Origin of the sequence: Polaribacter sp. AHE13PA (assembly GCF_019278505.1) — a bacterium.
Taxonomy (GTDB): domain Bacteria; phylum Bacteroidota; class Bacteroidia; order Flavobacteriales; family Flavobacteriaceae; genus Polaribacter.
Genome location: NZ_CP058985.1, coordinates 258,394 through 277,465 on the forward strand (window position 1 = coordinate 258,394; position 19,072 = coordinate 277,465).

The window sequence follows — 19,072 nt, forward strand, 5'->3', positions numbered from 1 at the left end:
TTATGAAGTTTACTAAAATTTTACCATACATCGGTGCTGTTGCAATTTTTGCTTTGGTATCAATTATCTATTTTCATCCTGTTTTAAAAGGTGAGAAGCTAAACCAATCTGATATTACTCAGTTTACCGGAATGGTAAAAGAGATTAATGATTTTAGAGCAGATAAAAACACAGAGCCTTATTGGACAGGTGCTTCTTTTAGTGGAATGCCGGCGTACCAAGTAAGTGCTTATTATCCGAATGATTTTGTAAGGGGAATAGACAGAACTTTACGCTTTTTGCCAAGACCTGCAGATTATACTTTCTTATATTTTTTAAGCTTCTTTGTTTTAATGATGGCTTTGAAAGTAAATTGGAGGTTGGCTATTTTTGGGTCGCTCGCCTTTGGGTTTTCAACCTATTTAATCATTATTTTTGGAGCAGGACATAATGCAAAAGCACATGCAATTGCTTATATGCCATTGATATTAGCTGGATTGTTATGGGTTTTTCAGAAACGATATATTCTTGGTTTTATGGTAACTGGAGTCGCAATGGCTTTAGAAATTTATACAAACCATCCTCAGATGACGTATTACCTAAGTTTTGCTTTAATTATTCTAGGAATTGTAGAGTTTATCCATGCTATTAAAGAAAAAATTATTCCGACTTTTATAAAACAAGTAGCTATAATTTTTGCAGCAGTTTTATTAGGTATTGGAGCAAATGCACCTCGTTTAATGGCTATGAAAGAATATGCAGATCATAGTACAAGAGGGAAATCTGAATTGACTATTACGCCAGATGGGAGTAAAAAAGAAGCTACAAAAGGCTTAGATAAAGCCTATATTACAGAATATAGTTACGCAAAATTAGAGACTTTTAATTTATTCATTCCTCGTTTTATGGGCGGAGGAACCATAGAAAAATTAGGGGAAGATTCTAATTTTTATCAAATTTTAGAAGAAAAAGCAGGAAGAAGTGCAGCAAAAGAATACTCTGAACAAGCGCTTACCTATTGGGGAGATCAAAATATTGTAGAAGCACCTGCTTATATTGGTGCTGTAATTTTCTTTCTATTTTTCTTAGGGATATTTTTGGTAAAAGGACGCTTGAAACAATGGTTGGTTACTGCAACCGTTTTTTCAATTTTAATGAGTTGGGGGAGAAACTTTGATGTTTTAACCAATTTCTTTATTGATTATTTTCCGTTGTACAATAAATTTAGAGCTGTTTCCTCGATACAAGTAATTGCAGAACTATGTGTGCCTATTTTAGGGATACTAGCATTAAAAGAATTCTTTTCGTCTAAGATTTCTTCGGATGAAAAACTAGATGGATTAAAAAAAGCAGTCTATGCTTTTGGAGGATTAATTGTTTTAGGGTTTTTATTAGCACACGGATTTTCAACTTTTGAAGGAATAAGAGATGCTCAATACAATCAGTTACCGGGTTTAGCAGATGCAATTATTTCTGATAGAAAATCGATGCTATTAACAGATACATTACGTTCTTTATTTTTAATGATACTTTCTGCAGGTGTTTTATGGATGTTGTTAAAGGATAAATTAAAACAAGGTGTTGCTATTTTAGCATTAACTGTCTTTTTGTTATTTGATTTAATTTCTGTGGATAAAAAGTACGTAAATGAAGATGATTTTCAATCTGCAAGAAAAATTGAGAAACCATTTATAGCATCAACAGCAGATAAAATTATTTTACAAGATAAAAGTCATTATAGAGTTGGTAACTTCACTGTAAACCCAATGAATGATGGTAGTACATCTTACTTTCATCAATCTATTGGAGGGTATCATGCAGCAAAATTAGGTCGTTATCAAGAGTTATTTGATTTTCAAATTGCCAAAAATAACATGCAAGTTTTAAACATGTTAAATACCAAATATTTTATTATTGGTAATGATAAAGGGGAGAAGCAATCGCAATTAAACCCAGATGCTAACGGAAATGCTTGGTTTGTAGAACGTGTAAAAATTGTAGATTCTGCGAATGAAGAAATTCAAGCTTTAGATTCTTTAAATACAAAGAAGGTGGCTGTTTTCTATAACGATGAAGACAATCAATCTACTTTTCCTAGAGAAATTGATAGTACTGCCAAAATAGAACTTTTAAATTACGATGTAACAACGTTAACATATCAAGCTAAAACATTGAAAGATCAGTTTGCTGTTTTTTCTGAAATCTATTATAAAGATGGTTGGAACGCTTATGTTGATGGAAAATTAACGCCGCATGTGCGTGTTAATTATGTGTTACGTGGAATGACAATTCCTGCAGGAGAGCATACGATCGAATTTAAGTTTGAACCTAAAGTAATTCAGCAAGGAAAAATTATTTCATTAGCTTCTTATGCGTTGTTAATTTTAATAACAACTGGTTGGTTTTTTTACAAAAAGAAGAAAGAAAAATAATGAAAATAGGGATGATTTTAGATGCTCCTTTTCCGCCTGATCCAAGGGTAGAAAACGAAGCCGTTTCTTTGGTGAAAGCAGGTCATGATGTTTTTCTGTTCTGCTTAAAATATGCTGAAGAAAAATCGTCTGAAGTTATAAACGGAATTCAGGTTAAAAGATTTACATCAAATAAACTAGAATATAAATTATCAGCTTTAGCGTATACCGTTCCTCTTTATGGCATTTTGATGAAAAAAAAGATTCATCAATTTATAGAAGAAACAAAAATTGATGCGCTACATATACATGACATTAGAATTGCAGAAGCTGTTTTTAATGCAAATAAATCTTTCAATTTACCGGTAGTTTTAGACTTGCATGATAATATGCCAGAAGTGATGAAATTATATCCGCACCTGCAGAAATTTCCAGGAAAGTATATTATTTCACCATCAAAATGGAAAAAGAAAGAAAAGGAATTTATAAAAAAAGCAGATAAAGTAATTTCGGTTTCTCCTGAATTTTTAGAAAATCTAGTAAAAAGAATCCCCTCTGTTAAAGAAAAGTTAGTTTTAGTTCCGAATACCATTAGAGAATCGTTTTATACAGATTATAAAGTTGATAAAACGATTGTAGCTAGGTACAAAGACAATTTTGTACTCTTGTATTTAGGAGATACTCATTTAAGAAGAGGCCTGCAAACGGCTATTGAGTCTCTAACTTCATTAAAAGAAACCATCCCAAATATTAAGTTGGTTATTGTAGGCAGAAATACTACTGATGTTGTTTTAAAACAACAAGTAGCTGACTTAAAATTAGAAGAATTTGTTGATTTTGAGGGTTGGCAAAATGTTGCTTTATTTCAATCTTATATTTTGTCTAGTGCTATTTGTATTTCGCCTTTGCATAGAAATTTACAACATGATGTAGCTTATGCAAATAAGATTTTTCAATATATGAGTTTGACAAAACCACTTTTAGTGAGTGATGCTACGGCTCAAAAAAGAGTTGTAGAGAATAATAAAACAGGTTTAATTCATAAAGACAGAGATGTACAAGATTTTTCTGATAAAATTATAACGCTCTACAAGGATGAGAAATTAAGAAATGAATTAGGACAAAATGGAAAAGAGTTTATAGAAAATGAGTTCTCTTGGGAACAGACTTCAAAAAAACTGCTACATTTATACGATAATCTACCATTTTGAAAGTATTAATAATTACATATTATTGGCCTCCTGCAGGAGGTTCTGGAGTGCAACGTTGGTTGAAATTTGTAAAATATTTACAAGAGTTTGGTATTGAACCTATTGTATACACAGTTGATAATGTAAAATATCCGAAGGAAGATAACACCTTAATTAATGAAGTCCCGAAAAATATAGAAGTTTTAAAACAAGCTATTTGGGAACCTACAGATATCCTTTTTTGGAAAAAGAATACACCTCAGAAAAGTGGAATTTCCAATGCAAGTAACGGAGGCGTTTTATCATTTATAAGAGGGAATTTTTTTATTCCAGATCCTAAAGTATTTTGGGTAAACTCTTCTGTAAAATACTTGCAAAAGTATTTAGATGCTAACAAGATTGATGCAATTATTTCTACCGGTCCGCCGCATAGTATGCATTTAATTGCTCAGAAATTACACGAACAAAATAATATTAAATGGCTTGCAGATTTTAGAGACCCTTGGTCGGATTTGTATTACAATAAAGATTTTAAGCAATTGTCTTTTGCGAAAATTCGAAATAAAAAATTAGAAGAAAAAGTTTTAAAAAATGCAGATTGTGTATTAACGGTTAGTAATGCTCTAAAAACCGAATTTGCTAAAAAAGCGAGTAGAGTAGAAGTGATTACCAATGGTTTTGATGATGAAGTTTTAACCAATAGCTCAAGTGTTTTAGATACAGCGTTTTCTATTTCTTACATAGGATTATTACCCAAACAAAGCAATCCTAAGGTATTATTTAAAGTTTTAAAAGAACTTTGCTTACAAGATGAAGGTTTTAAGAAGGATTTAAAATTAAATTTTATTGGAGATATTTCTAATGAAGTAAAAGAAGAAATTTCTCAAAATAACTTAACAGAGAATTCTAATTTTGTTGGATATGTTGCGCATGAAAAAGCAATAGCATACCAGCAGAAAGCTCAGGTTTTGTTGTTATTAATTCCGAATGTAGAAAAGTCAAAAGGAATTTTAACAGGGAAGTTATTTGAATATCTAACTGCTAAAAGACCTATTTTAGCGATTGGACCAGAAGATGGAGATTTATCAGAAATAGTGAAAGAAACCAATGCTGGTGTTGTAGTTGATTTTGATAATGGAAAAAAATTATCATTAGAAATATTAAAATTATATCATCAATATAAAAAAGGTTCTTTAGAAGTGAATTCTAAAAATATTGAGAGATTTCATAGAAAAGAACTGACCAAAGACCTTGCATTACTTCTTAAAAGTTTACATTCGTAGCCATGGGAGTTGTATTTAAACAGTCTTTAAAAAACACACTTTTTATTTATCTTGGCTTTGCCTTTGGCGGAATAAATACCTTGTTTTTATATACTCGTTTTTTAGAAGATGAATATTATGGTTTGGTAACTTTTCTGTTATCTACTTCTAATTTGTTAATGCCTTTAATTGCGTTAGGAATCCATCATACAATTGTAAAGTTTTATTCTAGCTATTTTACAAAAGAAGAGAGGGATAGTTTTTTATCGTCGGTACTTTTTTTACCACTATTTATTGCAATTCCTATAGCTTATTTTGGAAACTTATTCTATCAAGAAATAGGGGATTATTTATCCGTAGAAAATCCTATTATAAAAGATTATACTGTTGTTATTTACCTAGTAGCAGTTGCTTGTTCTTATTTTGAGATTTTTTATTCTTGGGCTAAAGTTCAATTTCAATCTGTTTTTGGTAATATTTTAAAGGAGCTGTATAACCGTGTAATGGTAATGATTTTGTTATTTGCAGTTTACTTTGAGTTGATAACAAAGCACGAGTTTATTTACTTCTTAACAGGGGCTTATTTTCTAAGAACGCTTATCATGATGTTTTATGCATTTAATTTATATACGCCAAAATTCACCTTTTCTAGACCAGATAATTTTAAGGAAGTAATTCGTTTTTCTGGGTATATTATTTTAGCAGGAAGTGCAGGAGCAATTATTTTAGATATTGATAAATTTATGATACCTGGTAAGGAGTCTTTGGTAATTGCAGCTTATTATTCTGTTGCCGTTTTTATTGGTTCTTTTATAGAAGCACCAAGTAGGGCAATGTTAAACATTTTACAGCCTTTAACATCTAAAACATTAAATGAAGAGAACCATAAAGAAGTTGCTTCATTATATAAAAAGAGTTCTATTAACCTTTTATTAATTAGCGGCCTTTTCTTTGTTTTAATAAATGCAAACGTTGGTCAATTATTTAATTTACTTCCTAAAGAATATGGAGGTGGTGCATTGGTGGTTCTTATGATTTCTGTACTGAAGCTATATAATGGTTTCTTAGGGAACAATGGAGCTATCATAAACAATTCTAAGTTTTATAAAATAACATTACCCATTAGTATTTCTATGGCATTATCGGTTTATCTTTTAAATAAACTTTTTTATTATGAATTAGATATGGGAACAGATGGCTTAGCGTTGGCAACTTTAATAGTAATCTTTTTAGCAAATACGTTTAAGTTATTTTTTGTAAAAAGTAAGTTTTCTATGACACCTTTTACAGACAAGTCGTTAAAAATGATTGTAATAATTACTGTTCTTTATTTAGCTTTTAATTTTTGGGATTTTACTATAAGTGACATTTATTTATGGAAGTTTCCTGTGCACCCTATTATAAATATTGCTTTAAAAAGTATTTTAATTACGGTTGTATATATACTTTTAGTACTTAAACTTAATATTTCTAATGAGTTTGATATACTCTTAAAAAAATACTACAAATAACAATCTATATAATCTGTAGGCATATGAAATAAGAGTGCTATACAGAGTATTCTCGTTTTCTTAAAAACCAAACCTACTGCATAAAAGCCAATAGCTATGTAAGAATGCAATGGATGAAAGTTGATACTGCATCTATTCTCTTTAAAAATAGGAGTGGCTAATAAATGATCTAAATCGACCAACATAGAACACAAAAAGATTAAGTAAACCTTTTTCCAATTATCTTTAAAAAAAAAATAGGCTATAAGTGCAGGTATTATAAAATGTAGTGAATAGTGTATTATAAATTTTGACATAAAAAAAGGTTTACTCTTTTTACAAAATAAACCTTTTTTTTAGGGGTAGTAATTCTTTGGGGGAGCTTAGAATTCTTACACTGCTAAATTAGATATAATTTGTTTATTAATTCTTTACCTATGTTAATAGATTTATTTTGAATATATTTTTTTTCTAATTCGACTTAATTGCACAGCAGAAATATTTAAATATGATGCTATGTGGTATTGTGGTATAATGTTTTCTATATTAGGTATCTCTTTTTTTAATGCTTTATACCTTTCTGTTGCATCTAAAACGGATAAATTATATATTTTTTTTTCAAATAATAAAAAAATGCTTTCCAAAGCATTTGCATACATAACTGCAATGTCATTATCAACTAAAGCAAGTTCTTTCAATTTTTTATAATTTATAACAAATAATTCACAATCAGTTAAACATTGATAGGTTAACAAAGAGTTTTTATTAGAAACTAAAGCTCCAAATGAACCTGTAGAACTAAAAGGTACAAATAGACTTCTTATGTATTCTTTTCCGTTTTCATCTTCATAGTAAGATCTAACAATTCCTTTTTTTAAAATATATAAATCCGTAGGTTTATCACCTGTTTTAGTTAAAACATCTTTATTATTAAAAAATTTCAACTCTGTAAGCTCTAAAAATTTTTGATAAGATTCAGGAGGTAATTTGTGGAAATTATTAATAAAAAAGGATAAAACATTCATTAAAGAAGCGTTTTAGTTAATAAGTTTAAATTTAATGCAATTAATTATAAATAGCTAATGGCATTTGGTCCTTCCATGAAGATTAAGTCTAAAATTGATAAATTAGGAATAAATCCATGTTTATCATCAAACATTTGAATGTAAGAATCGGGTGTTTTTTTTGGTTGATTTTTTACATTTACAAGTTCTCTAAAATCAGGTTCTGTAGTTTCTACAAGGTATTCTGTTGTTTTAGAATATTGTTGAGAAATTTGTAATGCATCTGTAATAAACAAATGTGTGTCTATATTTACGTCTTGTAAAAATGTATATTTTTTATGAAATATTTTTAATAAATCATCTTCATAAAACTCGTAAAAAGGAGAGGTTCTATATGCTGTTTGTAAAGATTTTAAATGATGGTCTTGCCAAAGAGCATCATTATCTACCAGTAAATCTTTTGTTTTTTTACGCTGAGAAGTACCTTTATTTTTATCCTTAACAGGGATGTTTAATAACTGTTTTCCGTTAGAGTTAAAGATGTAACATCTGTTTCTATAGCTTTGTTTTTGGAAGTTGTCTTCCATTTCAAAAACAACAGCATCAGATTTTACAATCTCTGTATACTGAGAAATTGGGCCAAAATATGTAGGTATAAATAGAGACATTTTCTATTGGTTTTTAGATGCTTTTTTTAGTCGAAATCTGTTATTATTACAAACAGCTATTTAAAACTGAATACTATTTCTTAGCTTTTTTTCCTCTGTAAAAACTATATCCAAAATATAAACCAATTAATGCAAATACAAAATATCTATAAGAAACAGGCTCTCCGTCTCCATGCACAGTTGTAAACATTCTATCCCAACGAATAGATTTTATTTTCTCACCAAAAGATGCCGCATTTGCATCCCAGCTAAACCAAACCATTACGGGTTTCCCTAATACATGATCGAAAGGAGTGTAGCCATAATAACGTGCATCTAAAGAGTTGTGTCTGTTATCTCCCATCATCCAATAATAATCTTGTTTAAAGGTATAGGAATCTGCTTTTTTACCATTAATAAAAATATTATCTCCAACAATTTGTAAATCATTGTTTTCATAATTTTTAATAATTTGCTCGTAATATGGCAAAGATTTGGCATCAATTTTTACAGTTGCTCCAGCTTTAGGAATGTAAATTGGTCCCATATTATCTTGACTCCATTGATTTTCTTTTATATGAGGAAAAATACCAACATCAGCTCTATAATTAACCTTTTTTACAGATACTGTAGAAGGGTGTTTTTTAAGTTGATTAAATTCGTCTTCGGTTAAATTAATATTTATCTTGTTAGCTACATTCGTCATTTTTAAACGACTTGCTAAATCTTGAGAAACACCACCTGCAACTTCTGTATATAAAGAATCTGAACCTATTTTAGATAAGTTAGCACTCTTTTCAAAAGCTTCTTGAACCTTTGGATTGTTCCAATATTCATTTAAAATTTTATAAACTCCTGTTCTTTCTTTATTGATTAAAAACTGCGGAAAATTGTTTCTATCTATTGCAGACTTCGCTTCGTAAGTATAATAAAATTGAATTTTTGCTCTGTACGGTAATTTGTTTTTTTGTCCGTTTATATAAACGTAACCATCTTTAATTTCTAAAGAATCTCCTGCTATACCAACACTTCGTTTTACGTAGTTGGTTTTTTTATCTACCGGTTTGTAGGTGAATTTTCCAGAAGTATCTCCCCACATAGTTGCCAATGTATCTGCAGGCCAATTGAAACAAACAATATCGTTGTTTTTAATTTTCTGTAAACCAGGTAAACGTGTATATGGTAATTGCGGACTTTTTAAGTAAGAAGCAGTTCCTGTAAATGGTAAAGAATCATGTACCATTGGTGCTGCAATTACTGTAGATGGAACTCTAGCTCCGTAATGAAACTTACTTACAAAAAGATAATCTCCTACCAATAAAGATTTTTCTAAAGAAGAAGTTGGTATGGTAAAAGGTTGCATAAAATAGGTATGTACCAAAGTTGCCGCAATAATTGCAAAAGCAATAGAACTAACCCATTCACCTAGTTCAGAGCGTGGTTTTAAGCTTCTTTCTGCATTGTACTTTGCATCTGTTGCATAATTGATGTAAAAAATATACAAACCTAAAGTAACAATAACTAAAAACGAATCTAATTTTTTATAGAAACCAAAAGTTCTAATAGTTTCAATCCAAATAACAGGAAACATTAATAAGTTTACAATCGGAATAAATAATAAAATGATCCACCATTTAGGTCTATTTATTATTTGCATTAAAATAATTCCGTTATAGATAGGCACTGCAGCTTCCCAAGCTTTTCTACCAGCTTTAACATATAATTTCCAAGTACCTAAAAAATGAATTACTTGTATTGCTAAAAAAAATATAAACCACTCTAAATAAGTCATAATTGTACTATTTGATTTCTGTTCGAGCGCAGTCGAGAGCTTAATGTTTTATACTAAAAATATAAACCTCTCAACTGCGCTCGAGAGGATAAATGATACATTTATTAGTAGCTTTATTATTAGTTTGTTACAGGGTTTAACCTATGTTTAACACATCTTTCATAGAGAAAACTCCTTGTTTCCCTACAATCCATTCAGCTGCAACAACGGCACCTAAAGCAAAACCTTTTCTACTGTGTGCTGTGTGTTTTATTTCTATAGAATCTACTTCAGAATCGTACCAAACGGTGTGTGTTCCTGGAACTTCAGGAATTCTTTTTGCAACAATAGGAATATTTTCTTCGGATGTTTTTTCATCCAACTCCCAATTGTTTTTAGAAGAATTTTCTATAATTCCCTCTGCCAACGTAATGGCTGTTCCACTTGGAGCATCTAATTTTTTTGTATGATGAATTTCTTCCATAGAGATATTGTAATCCTCTAAAGAACTCATCATTTTTGCCAATTGCTTATTCAATTCAAAGAAGATATTTACTCCTAAACTAAAATTGGAAGCATAAATAAACGCGCTGTTTTTTTCTTTACAAAGAGCTACTGCATCCTCATATTTGTCTAACCATCCTGTTGTTCCAGAAATTACAGGAACGTTGTTATTAATACAGTTGGTAATATTATTATAAGCAGAAGAAGGTACGCTAAAATCAATGGCAACATCAGCTAACGTAATGTCAATAACATCATCTACATCTTTTTTTATTACGATTTCATGTCCACGAGATAAAGCAATCTTTTCAATTTCTTTCCCCATTCTTCCATATCCTAATAGTGCAATCTTCATTTTAAAAATTATATTTAATTGTTAGACCTACTTTTGGAGCTTCAAAATAAGTAGGATCGTTAATAAAAGTAGGTTTAAATGATAAATCATCATCGGTATTAAATTGTAATAAATGTGCATTTACACTTGCTTCTACAATCTGTAAAACGTACAAAATAGCAGTGGTTAATAGAGACATATCTCTATTTTCGCTTAACTGTTCTTGTGCTCTTTCTAGTGTTTCTAGAGAAAGAATCTCCACACCATCTACCGTAAATTCGTCTACTAAATTATTCTTTCTAAGTTTGTAGGCAGTTCTGTATCTATGGTATTCTTTATTATTGTCTAAATAATAGTAAATACTAGTACCCATAGCACCCCAAACAATGGGCGCTTTCCAATATTTCTTATTGTAAATTTGTCCCATTCCAGGAAATATAGCAGAATAAAATGCTGCTTTAGAAGGAGCTAAAGGATCGTAAACACCACCTTTTTCAATTTTAATATCTCCTTTAATTTTTAAATCTTTCACATTCACAGAATCTTTCTGCCCAAAAATAGATGCAGAAAATAATGCAAGGAATAAAACAAATATGGTATTTTTAATAAACACTTATTTTAATAAGTTTTTTATTCGATTAAAATCTTCTTCAGAATGAAAAGGAATCGAAATTTTTCCTTTACCATTGTTACCAACAGTAACGTCTATTTTATGACCAAAGTATTCACTAATATCTTTAACACTACTTTTAATGAAACTTGGTACTGGTTTTTTCTTTGGTTTTGCAATGGTACCAGATTTTAAGCTTTTTACTAAATCTTCTGTTTGTCTTACAGATAATTTATCTCTTAAAATTTTCTCATAAATAGCTAATTGATCTTCTGTATTTTCTACATTAATCATAGCACGACCATGCCCCATAGAAATAAAACCGTCTCGCATACCTGTTTGTAAAATTGGATCTAACTTTAACAAACGTAAGTAATTGGTTACTGTAGATCGTTTTTTACCAACTCTTGTACTTAATTCTTCTTGCGTTAATTGAATTTCATCTATTAAACGTTGGTAAGATAAAGCAACTTCTATTGGGTCTAAATTTTTACGCTGAATATTTTCTACCAAGGCCATTTCTAGCATTTCTTGGTCGTTGGCAAGTCTTATATATGCCGGTACTGTTTTGTTTCCAATTAATTTTGATGCTCTAAAACGACGCTCACCAGAAACCAATTGAAACTTATTTCCTTCTAGTTTTCTAACTGTGATTGGCTGAATTACACCTAGTTCCTTTATAGAACTTGCTAATTCTCTTAATGCTTCTTCATCAAAATAAGTTCTAGGTTGAAAAGGATTTACATCAATTAAATCTAATTCTATTTCAATAATACTTCCAACAAGTTTGTCTGCATTTTTATCTGATGCAGAAATTACATTAGAAGATTCTTGCAATAAAGCTGATAATCCTCGTCCTAAAGCTTGTTTTTTGGTTGCTTTTGCCATTTTACGAATTCTTTTTTAATAATTCTTGCGCCAAATTTAAGTAATTTACGGCACCTTTACTGGTTGCATCGTATGCAATAATGCTTTCTCCGTAACTTGGTGCTTCTCCTAAACGTGTATTTCTTCTAATTATAGTATCAAAAACCATACTAGAAAAATGTTTTCTAACTTCATCAACTACTTGATTAGAAAGGCGTAAACGAGAATCGAACATGGTTAAAAGTAAGCCTTCTATATCTAAGTCAGAATTATGAATATTCTGTACACTTTTAATGGTATTTAATAATTTCCCTAACCCTTCTAAGGCAAAATATTCACACTGAATAGGAATTATTACAGAATCTGCAGCTACTAAAGAGTTTAACGTAATTAAACCTAATGACGGAGCACAATCTATTAAAATATAATCGTAATCGTCTTTTAGATCGACTAACGCTTTTTTTAACATATACTCTCTATCTTCCTTATCTACCAATTCTATTTCAATAGCTACTAAATCTATATGTGCAGGTATAATATCTACATTTGGAGACTCGGTTTTAACAATCGCATCTTTTGCATCAATGGAATGTTCTAAAACTTGATAGGTTCCATATTCTACAGTTTCAACATCAATACCTAAACCAGACGAAGCGTTTGCTTGCGGATCTGCATCAATCAACAAAACTTTTTTCTCTAAAACACCTAAAGAAGCAGCTAAATTTATGCTTGTAGTTGTTTTACCAACACCACCTTTTTGATTTGCAATAGCAATTATTTTACCCATTATAAAAGTTTAGTTTATAGGTAGTAAAATTACGTTTTTTTCTGTCTTTAGAAAATGAAAGATGTTAACAAAAAGATAAAAATGTAAATTACTGTATTTTAGTTATTTGAGTTTGTTTTTGTTGACTTTTTAAACAAATTTAAGCAAAAAAAAACCGAAGCATAAACTTCGGTTTCTAACAGGTAATATTGTACTATTTCTTTGGAATGTTCTTTAAAATTTCAATTAAAAATTTCCAGAATTTTTGTGTTGATGAAATAGATGCTTTTTCGTCTGGAGAGTGCGCTCCTCTAATAGTTGGTCCAAAAGAAACCATATCCATTTCTGGGTAATTCTGACCTAAGATTCCACATTCTAAACCAGCGTGACAAGCTGCTACATCTGCTTTCTCACCATGTAAAGTTTCATATAAATTAGAAACTACGTCTAAAATTGCTGAGTTTACATTCGGTTGCCATCCTGGGTATTCACCAGATAAATCTACATCAAAACCAGATAATTCAAAAGCAGATTTTAAAGAATTTGCTAAATCTAATTTATTACTTTCTGATGATGATCGTGTTAAACATCCAATTTTTATGCTTCCATCTTTTACAATTACTCGAGCAATATTATTAGAGGTTTCTACCAATCCTTTAATATCCGGACTCATTCTATAGACTCCGTTATGAGCAGCGTAAATAGACTTTAATAAACCTTCCTGAACGCCTAATTCCATGACTTTATTTGGAAGTGTAGTTTCTTGAATGTCAAATGTTAAGTTAGGTTCTATTGTTGAAAACTCTTCTTTTATATTGTTGATAAGTAAATTGGTTTCTAAAAGAAAAGCTTCTTTAGAAATGATGTCTACAGTTACAATTGCAGTACTTTCTCTAGGAATTGCGTTACGTAAACTACCTCCATTTATTTCAGAAATTTGTAAACCAAAATTGGTGAAACCATCAAATAATAAACGGTTCATAATTTTGTTTGCGTTTCCTAATTCTTTAATAATATCCATTCCAGAATGTCCACCATTTAAACCTTTTACAGTAATTGAATAAGCGGTAGCATTTTCAGAAACACCTTCTTCAGCATAACTTCTTGTAGCAGTAACATCTACGCCACCAGCGCAGCCCATGCCAATTTCATCATCTTCTTCTGTGTCTAAATTTAAAAGAATTTCTCCTTCTAAAATCCCGCCTTCAAGTCCCATTGCACCAGTCATACCAGTTTCTTCATCAATCGTAAAAAGTGCTTCTAGGTTTGGGTGTTCAATATCATCAGAAGAAAAAATAGCCATAATAGCGGCAACTCCTAAACCGTTATCTGCACCTAATGTTGTTCCGTCTGCAGTAACCCAATCACCTTCAATTAGCATTTTAATACCTTCCTTATCAAAATCGAAAACAGTAGCTGAGTTTTTTTGATGAACCATATCTAAATGGCTCTGTAAAACAACAGTTTTTCTATCTTCTAAACCTTTTGTAGCTGGTTTTTTAATAATGACATTTCCAACTTTATCTACAAAAGTTTCTAAGTTTAATTTTTTACCAAAATCTACCATGAACTGAATTACACGTTCTTCTTTTTTAGAAGGACGAGGCACTGCATTTAAATCTGCAAAGTGATTCCAAACAATTTTAGGTTCTAAATTTCTTACTGCTTTACTCATTTTCTTGATTTTTATTATGAATTTTTAAAGGCATTTAAAGTCTTTAAAAAGTTTAATTCTAGCTAGTAAATTTACAATATTTCTACTACAGTTTCTGTTAAGTCTTTTCTAACTTTTGTTAAATCTTTCATGTAGCAATCGTCGGCTCTAAAACCAACAGGAAGTACTAATACTGATTGTAAATTTTGAGCAGTTAAATTAAGAATTTCGTCGTATTTATTAGGGATAAAGCCTTCCATTGGGCAGGCATCTATTGTTTCTACGGCACAAACTGTCATTAGATTACCAAGTGCAATATATGCTTGGTTTTTATTCCATACGGTTAATTCTTCTTGTGTTTTTTTTTCAATATCTGCAGTTAGAAATTCTTTAAAAGGTTTTATAATTTCATTAGGAGTCTTTCTAATTTTTTGGACCAATGTAAAGTAGTTTTCTACTTCTACACTTGTATAGTTTTTAGGAATGCAAATAACCAAAACATGAGAAGCATCTAATATTTGTGCTTGGTTCCAAGAATGTGAAACTAGTTCTTTTTGAACTTCTTTATTTTTAATTACAACCAACTTTAAAGGCTGCAGTCCGTATGAACTTGCTGTTAAGTTAAAAGCTTCTTTTAAGGTGTTTATTTGAACTTCTGAAAGTTGCTTTTCTGAATCAAACTTTTTAACGGCATAACGCCATTTTAAACTATCTATAATATTCATTTATCTTAATTAGGCTGCAAAAATAAGTCATTATTTTTGATGAATTCTGTTCATGTGATTATAAATATTGATAAAGGTATAAATGATTTTTTGTATCTTGATAGCAAAAAAAAAGACTATGAATGAGGATTTTCTTCATTATGTATGGAAATATCAATTGTTTTCTGTTCACGATTTAAAAACAACTACTAACGAAGACGTTTCTATTTTAAAAGTTGGAATCCATAATTATAACTCAGGTCCTGATTTTTTAAATGCGCAACTTAAAATTGATGACCAATTGTGGGCGGGCAATGTAGAAATTCATTTAAAATCGTCTGATTGGTATGTACATCATCATGAAATTGATGAAAATTATGATGCCGTTATTTTACATGTTGTTTGGGAAGATGATGCAACTGTTTTTATGAAAAATAACAAGCCTTTACCTGTTTTGGTTTTAAAAGATTTTGTGATTGCTTCTGCTTTACATAATTATCGGAATTTATTTTCGACCAAACAAAATTGGGTTTCTTGTGAAAAAGAAATTAGTACTGTAGATGATTTTACTTTGGATAATTGGAAAGAACGATTATTTTTTGAGCGTTTAGAACGAAAATCGATTGAAATGAATAAAGTTTTGTTGGACAATCAAAACGATTTTGAAGCAGTTCTATTTCAGTTATTAGCCAAAAACTTTGGATTGAAAGTAAATGGTGATGTCTTTTTTAATTTGGCAACTTCTTTCGATTTTTCAACTCTTAGAAAAGTAAGGTTTGATGAAACTCAATTAGCTGCTTTGTTATTTGGACAAGCAGGGTTTTTAGAGGAGGTTGTTGATAGCGAATATCATCAGCAATTAAAAACAAGCTACAATTATTTGCAGCATAAATATAACTTAGAACCGATAGGAAAAGTGCAGTTTTCATTTTTTAGAATGCGACCACCTAATTTCCCAACCATTCGTATTGCTCAATTAATTGCTTTATATCATTGCCATCAAAATTTATTTTCTAAAATGATGCAAATAGAAGCCTTAAAAGAATTTTATAATTTGTTTGAGATTGATGTACATCCGTTTTGGAAAACACATTATACATTTGAAACCGCTTCAAAATTATCTCCTAAAAAGTTGACAAAATCCTTTGTAGATTTATTATTGATCAACACCATTATTCCACTAAAGTTTTCATATCAAAAAAGTAGGGGAGAAGTGAATGAAATGGAATTTTTAAAGATTCTAAAAAAAATAAAACCAGAAAAAAATAGTATTATTTCTAGGTTTGATGATATTGGAGTTCAATCTAAAAATGCTTATGAAACACAGTCTTTATTAGAGCTTAAAAACAACTATTGCGCAAAGAAACGATGTTTACAGTGCGCAATAGGAGTTCGGTTGTTAAGCGAAAAATAATGTTATTTCTTAGGATTTAAGATTTCATTAATTTTAGCATAACAATCTTTATAATGATATTTTGTAATTGTGTTAACAGCTCTTTTACTTGCTGTGTTTACTTGGTATTTTAAAGCTTCTAATTCTCCTCTTACAATAGAAGAGATGTCGTTATTTTTAGACTCTTCATTATCCATTAAATTCTTCATTTTATCAATATATGATTTTTGAAGAGTTCTTCTTTGTAAGTCAACGTTTTTAGTTGCATTTGTTTCAGAAAAAACACCTTTTCTTAAATCTTTAATCATATCTGATGCTGCATAAAATTCATCTTGAATTACTTCTGCTTCTATCATTCTATTTAAAGTTTGGTAATTTAATAAAGTGCTTAAAAACCTATTTTGATAACCTGCAAGTTTGTCTGTATAACCAGTTTCTTCAATCTTGTTTAAAATATTTTTATCTAGTAACCAATTTTGCGTTTTAAAAACATTTGCTTGTAACCAAGCCATTGATTCTTTTTGCTTTGCTTTTGTAACAGGAACATAAATATCACCAGGTTGAGATGGTTTTTTATTAAACTCGTAAACACCACCAATATTACCAACAACATGTCCAGAATATCTTCCCCAAACGCTTAATAACTCTCCGTATAATTCACCTAAATCTTCGTAATTGTTTGTTTGATCTGATGTCCAACTTGGAAGATTTTTAGCTACAATTTTTAAGTTTTTAATTCCATAAGTACTTGCTTTTACCTGGTCATTTCCAATTCCTTCAGTTTGTGCAGAAGGATCAAAACGTTGTCCACCAAATCTATAAATTGGGTTATCTGCTTTATCTTCAATCCATTTATCTAAAGTTTTTACTTCGTCTTCTGGAGTATTTGCATTTGGCACAACTCTATATCCCCAATTAATTGCATAATGATCATAAGGGCCTAATTGTCTAACAAATCTTACATCCTTATCACCAGGTTGTGCTACGTAATTGTAACGAGCATAATCCATAATGGTTGCTGCAATTCCGTTTTTCTGAGTAAAACTTCCAGAACGTAAAGAATCTACAGGATAGGCATAACTTGCAGCCATATTATGTGGTAAACCTAAAGCATGACCAACTTCGTGAGAAATTACCATACGCATCATTTCTCCAATATCTTCTGCAGGCGTGTCTAAAGTTCTTGCAGACGGATTTGCTGCTCCGGTTTCTAATAAATATCTATTTCTGTAAGAACGTAAATGGTTGTGATACCAAATAATATCACTTTCTAAAATCTCTCCAGAACGAGGGTCAGAAACGCTTGGTCCTGTTGCGTTTCTTGTGGTACTTGCTACATATCTAATAGAAGAATAACGAACATCTTCCATACTAAAGTCTGGGTCTTCTTCTTTTGTAGGTGGCATTTTTGCTATAATTGCATTTTTAAAACCAGCAGTTTCAAAAACTTTAGCCCAATCATCAACACCTTGTTTTATATCTTTTCTTAGTTTTTCTGGCGTTGCAGGATCTAAGTAATACACAATTGGTTTAATTGGCTCAACTAATTCTCCGCGATTATACGCTTCAAGATCTTTTGGTTCTAGTCTCCAACGTCTAATATATCTTTTGCTATCAGCTTTTAAAGCTTCTGAACTATAATCTACATTTCCAATAGAAAAATAACCAACTCTTTTGTCAGATATTCTTGGCATCATTGGTTCTTCTGGTAATAAAATCATAGATTGATTAACATGTAAAGTAATTGTGTTTGTACTTCTGTTACTTGGTGGTTCATCTGCTTCAAAAGTAAAATTTTGTACTACTTCTATGTTTTCTGGAAAACTCTTAATACTATTGATAAAGCTTCTAGTAGCATCTAACCTTTTTACTTTGTAGGTTTTTCTAAATCTTGATGATAATCCTGAGATTGCTTTTACATCCGAAGAAAAGAATTTTGTAACATCAACTAACACAGTTGTTGAATCTGTGTTTTGTGTTTTAATATCGAAAGAATAAATAATAGGTTCTAAGTTGTTCGATTTTACAGATTTAAAAATTGGTAAAGAATCATTTGCTATGGCATCATAAGATTTTACTTTTAATAAAATTTTATCTTTATAATGTTCCCATACAACTACTTGGGTGTTAATTTTAGAACCAGCATTTACGTAACCACCGCCTAAACCAGCAGGTATGTCTTTTAATCTGGTAACTAATAACATTTCTTTACCTAAAAAAGATTTAGGAATTTCGTAAATAAATTCATCTTTATTAGTATGTACTTTAAATAATCCATCATCAGTTTTTGTGTCTTTGTTTACAAAATCTGAGTATTTTGGTATTTTTGATTTGCTTGTTTTAGCTTCTGAATTTTCTTTCTTTTTATCTTTTGATTTTCGTTGAGCTTCAAGAGAATTAGAAATTGTAAAAAGAGAAAGTAATAATAAGAGTAGTGTTTTTTTCATATTAGAGTTTAATGATGTGTAAGGCACTAAATTACTTAA

General features: G+C 30.2%; 16 protein-coding genes. 5 read left to right on the forward strand and 11 right to left on the reverse strand.

What is annotated here, in order from left to right:
- The first annotated feature begins 2 nt into the window (after positions 1-2).
- The 4 genes from H0I28_RS01170 to H0I28_RS01185 are packed head-to-tail and all read left to right on the forward strand — an operon-like array spanning position 3 to position 6,353.
- Complete coding sequence (locus H0I28_RS01170) at positions 3-2,411, forward strand: YfhO family protein (protein WP_218760155.1); 2,409 nt, start codon at positions 3-5, stop codon at positions 2,409-2,411.
- The gene (locus H0I28_RS01175; protein ID WP_218760156.1) at positions 2,411-3,601 is read left to right on the forward strand and encodes a glycosyltransferase family 4 protein; all 1,191 of its coding nucleotides are present in this window, start codon (positions 2,411-2,413) and stop codon (positions 3,599-3,601) included. Before H0I28_RS01170 ends, H0I28_RS01175 begins: the two co-directional genes overlap by 1 nt.
- The gene (locus H0I28_RS01180; RefSeq protein WP_218760157.1) at positions 3,598-4,863 is read left to right on the forward strand and encodes a glycosyltransferase family 4 protein; all 1,266 of its coding nucleotides are present in this window, start codon (positions 3,598-3,600) and stop codon (positions 4,861-4,863) included. The genes H0I28_RS01175 and H0I28_RS01180 overlap by 4 nt, the downstream gene beginning before the upstream one ends.
- Positions 4,864-4,865: 2 nt before the next feature.
- Complete coding sequence (locus H0I28_RS01185) at positions 4,866-6,353, forward strand: lipopolysaccharide biosynthesis protein (RefSeq protein ID WP_218752452.1); 1,488 nt, start codon at positions 4,866-4,868, stop codon at positions 6,351-6,353.
- On the opposite strand, the gene H0I28_RS01190 is transcribed toward H0I28_RS01185, so the two are convergent.
- From H0I28_RS01190 to H0I28_RS01235, 10 genes are all read right to left on the reverse strand, one after another.
- Entirely contained in the window at positions 6,344-6,649 is a 306-nt protein-coding gene (locus tag H0I28_RS01190; RefSeq protein ID WP_218760158.1) for a DUF6122 family protein, read from the reverse strand. The genes H0I28_RS01185 and H0I28_RS01190 overlap by 10 nt on opposite strands.
- A gap of 132 nt (positions 6,650-6,781) precedes the next feature.
- The gene (locus tag H0I28_RS01195) at positions 6,782-7,357 is read right to left on the reverse strand and encodes a Crp/Fnr family transcriptional regulator (protein WP_218732884.1); all 576 of its coding nucleotides are present in this window, start codon (positions 7,355-7,357) and stop codon (positions 6,782-6,784) included.
- A 44-nt stretch (positions 7,358-7,401) separates the two neighbouring features.
- The gene (locus H0I28_RS01200; protein ID WP_218760159.1) at positions 7,402-8,004 is read right to left on the reverse strand and encodes a WbqC family protein; all 603 of its coding nucleotides are present in this window, start codon (positions 8,002-8,004) and stop codon (positions 7,402-7,404) included.
- Positions 8,005-8,077: 73 nt separating this feature from the next.
- Positions 8,078-9,775, reverse strand: coding sequence for a signal peptidase I (lepB, locus tag H0I28_RS01205; RefSeq protein ID WP_218760160.1), 1,698 nt, complete (start codon positions 9,773-9,775; stop codon positions 8,078-8,080).
- 136 nt (positions 9,776-9,911) lie between these two features.
- Positions 9,912-10,613 (reverse strand): 4-hydroxy-tetrahydrodipicolinate reductase, encoded by a 702-nt coding sequence (dapB, locus tag H0I28_RS01210; RefSeq protein WP_218732887.1) that lies wholly within the window; start codon positions 10,611-10,613, stop codon positions 9,912-9,914.
- A gap of 1 nt (position 10,614) precedes the next feature.
- Positions 10,615-11,205, reverse strand: coding sequence for a DUF5683 domain-containing protein (locus tag H0I28_RS01215; RefSeq protein WP_218760161.1), 591 nt, complete (start codon positions 11,203-11,205; stop codon positions 10,615-10,617).
- On the reverse strand, positions 11,206-12,090 hold the full coding sequence (locus tag H0I28_RS01220) for a ParB/RepB/Spo0J family partition protein (protein ID WP_208888696.1): 885 nt from the start codon (positions 12,088-12,090) through the stop codon (positions 11,206-11,208). It abuts the gene before it with no gap.
- 1 nt (position 12,091) lies between these two features.
- Complete coding sequence (locus tag H0I28_RS01225; RefSeq protein ID WP_165732805.1) at positions 12,092-12,856, reverse strand: ParA family protein; 765 nt, start codon at positions 12,854-12,856, stop codon at positions 12,092-12,094.
- A gap of 193 nt (positions 12,857-13,049) precedes the next feature.
- Positions 13,050-14,510: an aminoacyl-histidine dipeptidase gene (locus tag H0I28_RS01230; RefSeq protein ID WP_218760162.1), complete on the reverse strand. Its 1,461-nt coding sequence runs from the start codon at positions 14,508-14,510 to the stop codon at positions 13,050-13,052.
- Between the two features lie 71 nt (positions 14,511-14,581).
- Positions 14,582-15,214 carry an NAD(P)H-dependent oxidoreductase gene (locus H0I28_RS01235; protein ID WP_218760163.1) on the reverse strand — a complete coding sequence of 211 codons (633 nt, stop codon included), beginning with the start codon at positions 15,212-15,214 and terminating at the stop codon, positions 14,582-14,584.
- A gap of 118 nt (positions 15,215-15,332) precedes the next feature.
- Here H0I28_RS01235 and H0I28_RS01240 point away from each other — a divergent pair, with 118 nt between their 5' ends.
- Entirely contained in the window at positions 15,333-16,607 is a 1,275-nt protein-coding gene (locus H0I28_RS01240) for a DUF2851 family protein (protein WP_218760164.1), read from the forward strand.
- Positions 16,608-16,609: 2 nt separating this feature from the next.
- Here the strand turns inward: H0I28_RS01240 and H0I28_RS01245 are convergent, their stop codons facing one another.
- Positions 16,610-19,033 (reverse strand): zinc-dependent metalloprotease, encoded by a 2,424-nt coding sequence (locus H0I28_RS01245; protein ID WP_218760166.1) that lies wholly within the window; start codon positions 19,031-19,033, stop codon positions 16,610-16,612.
- Positions 19,034-19,072 lie beyond the last annotated feature (39 nt).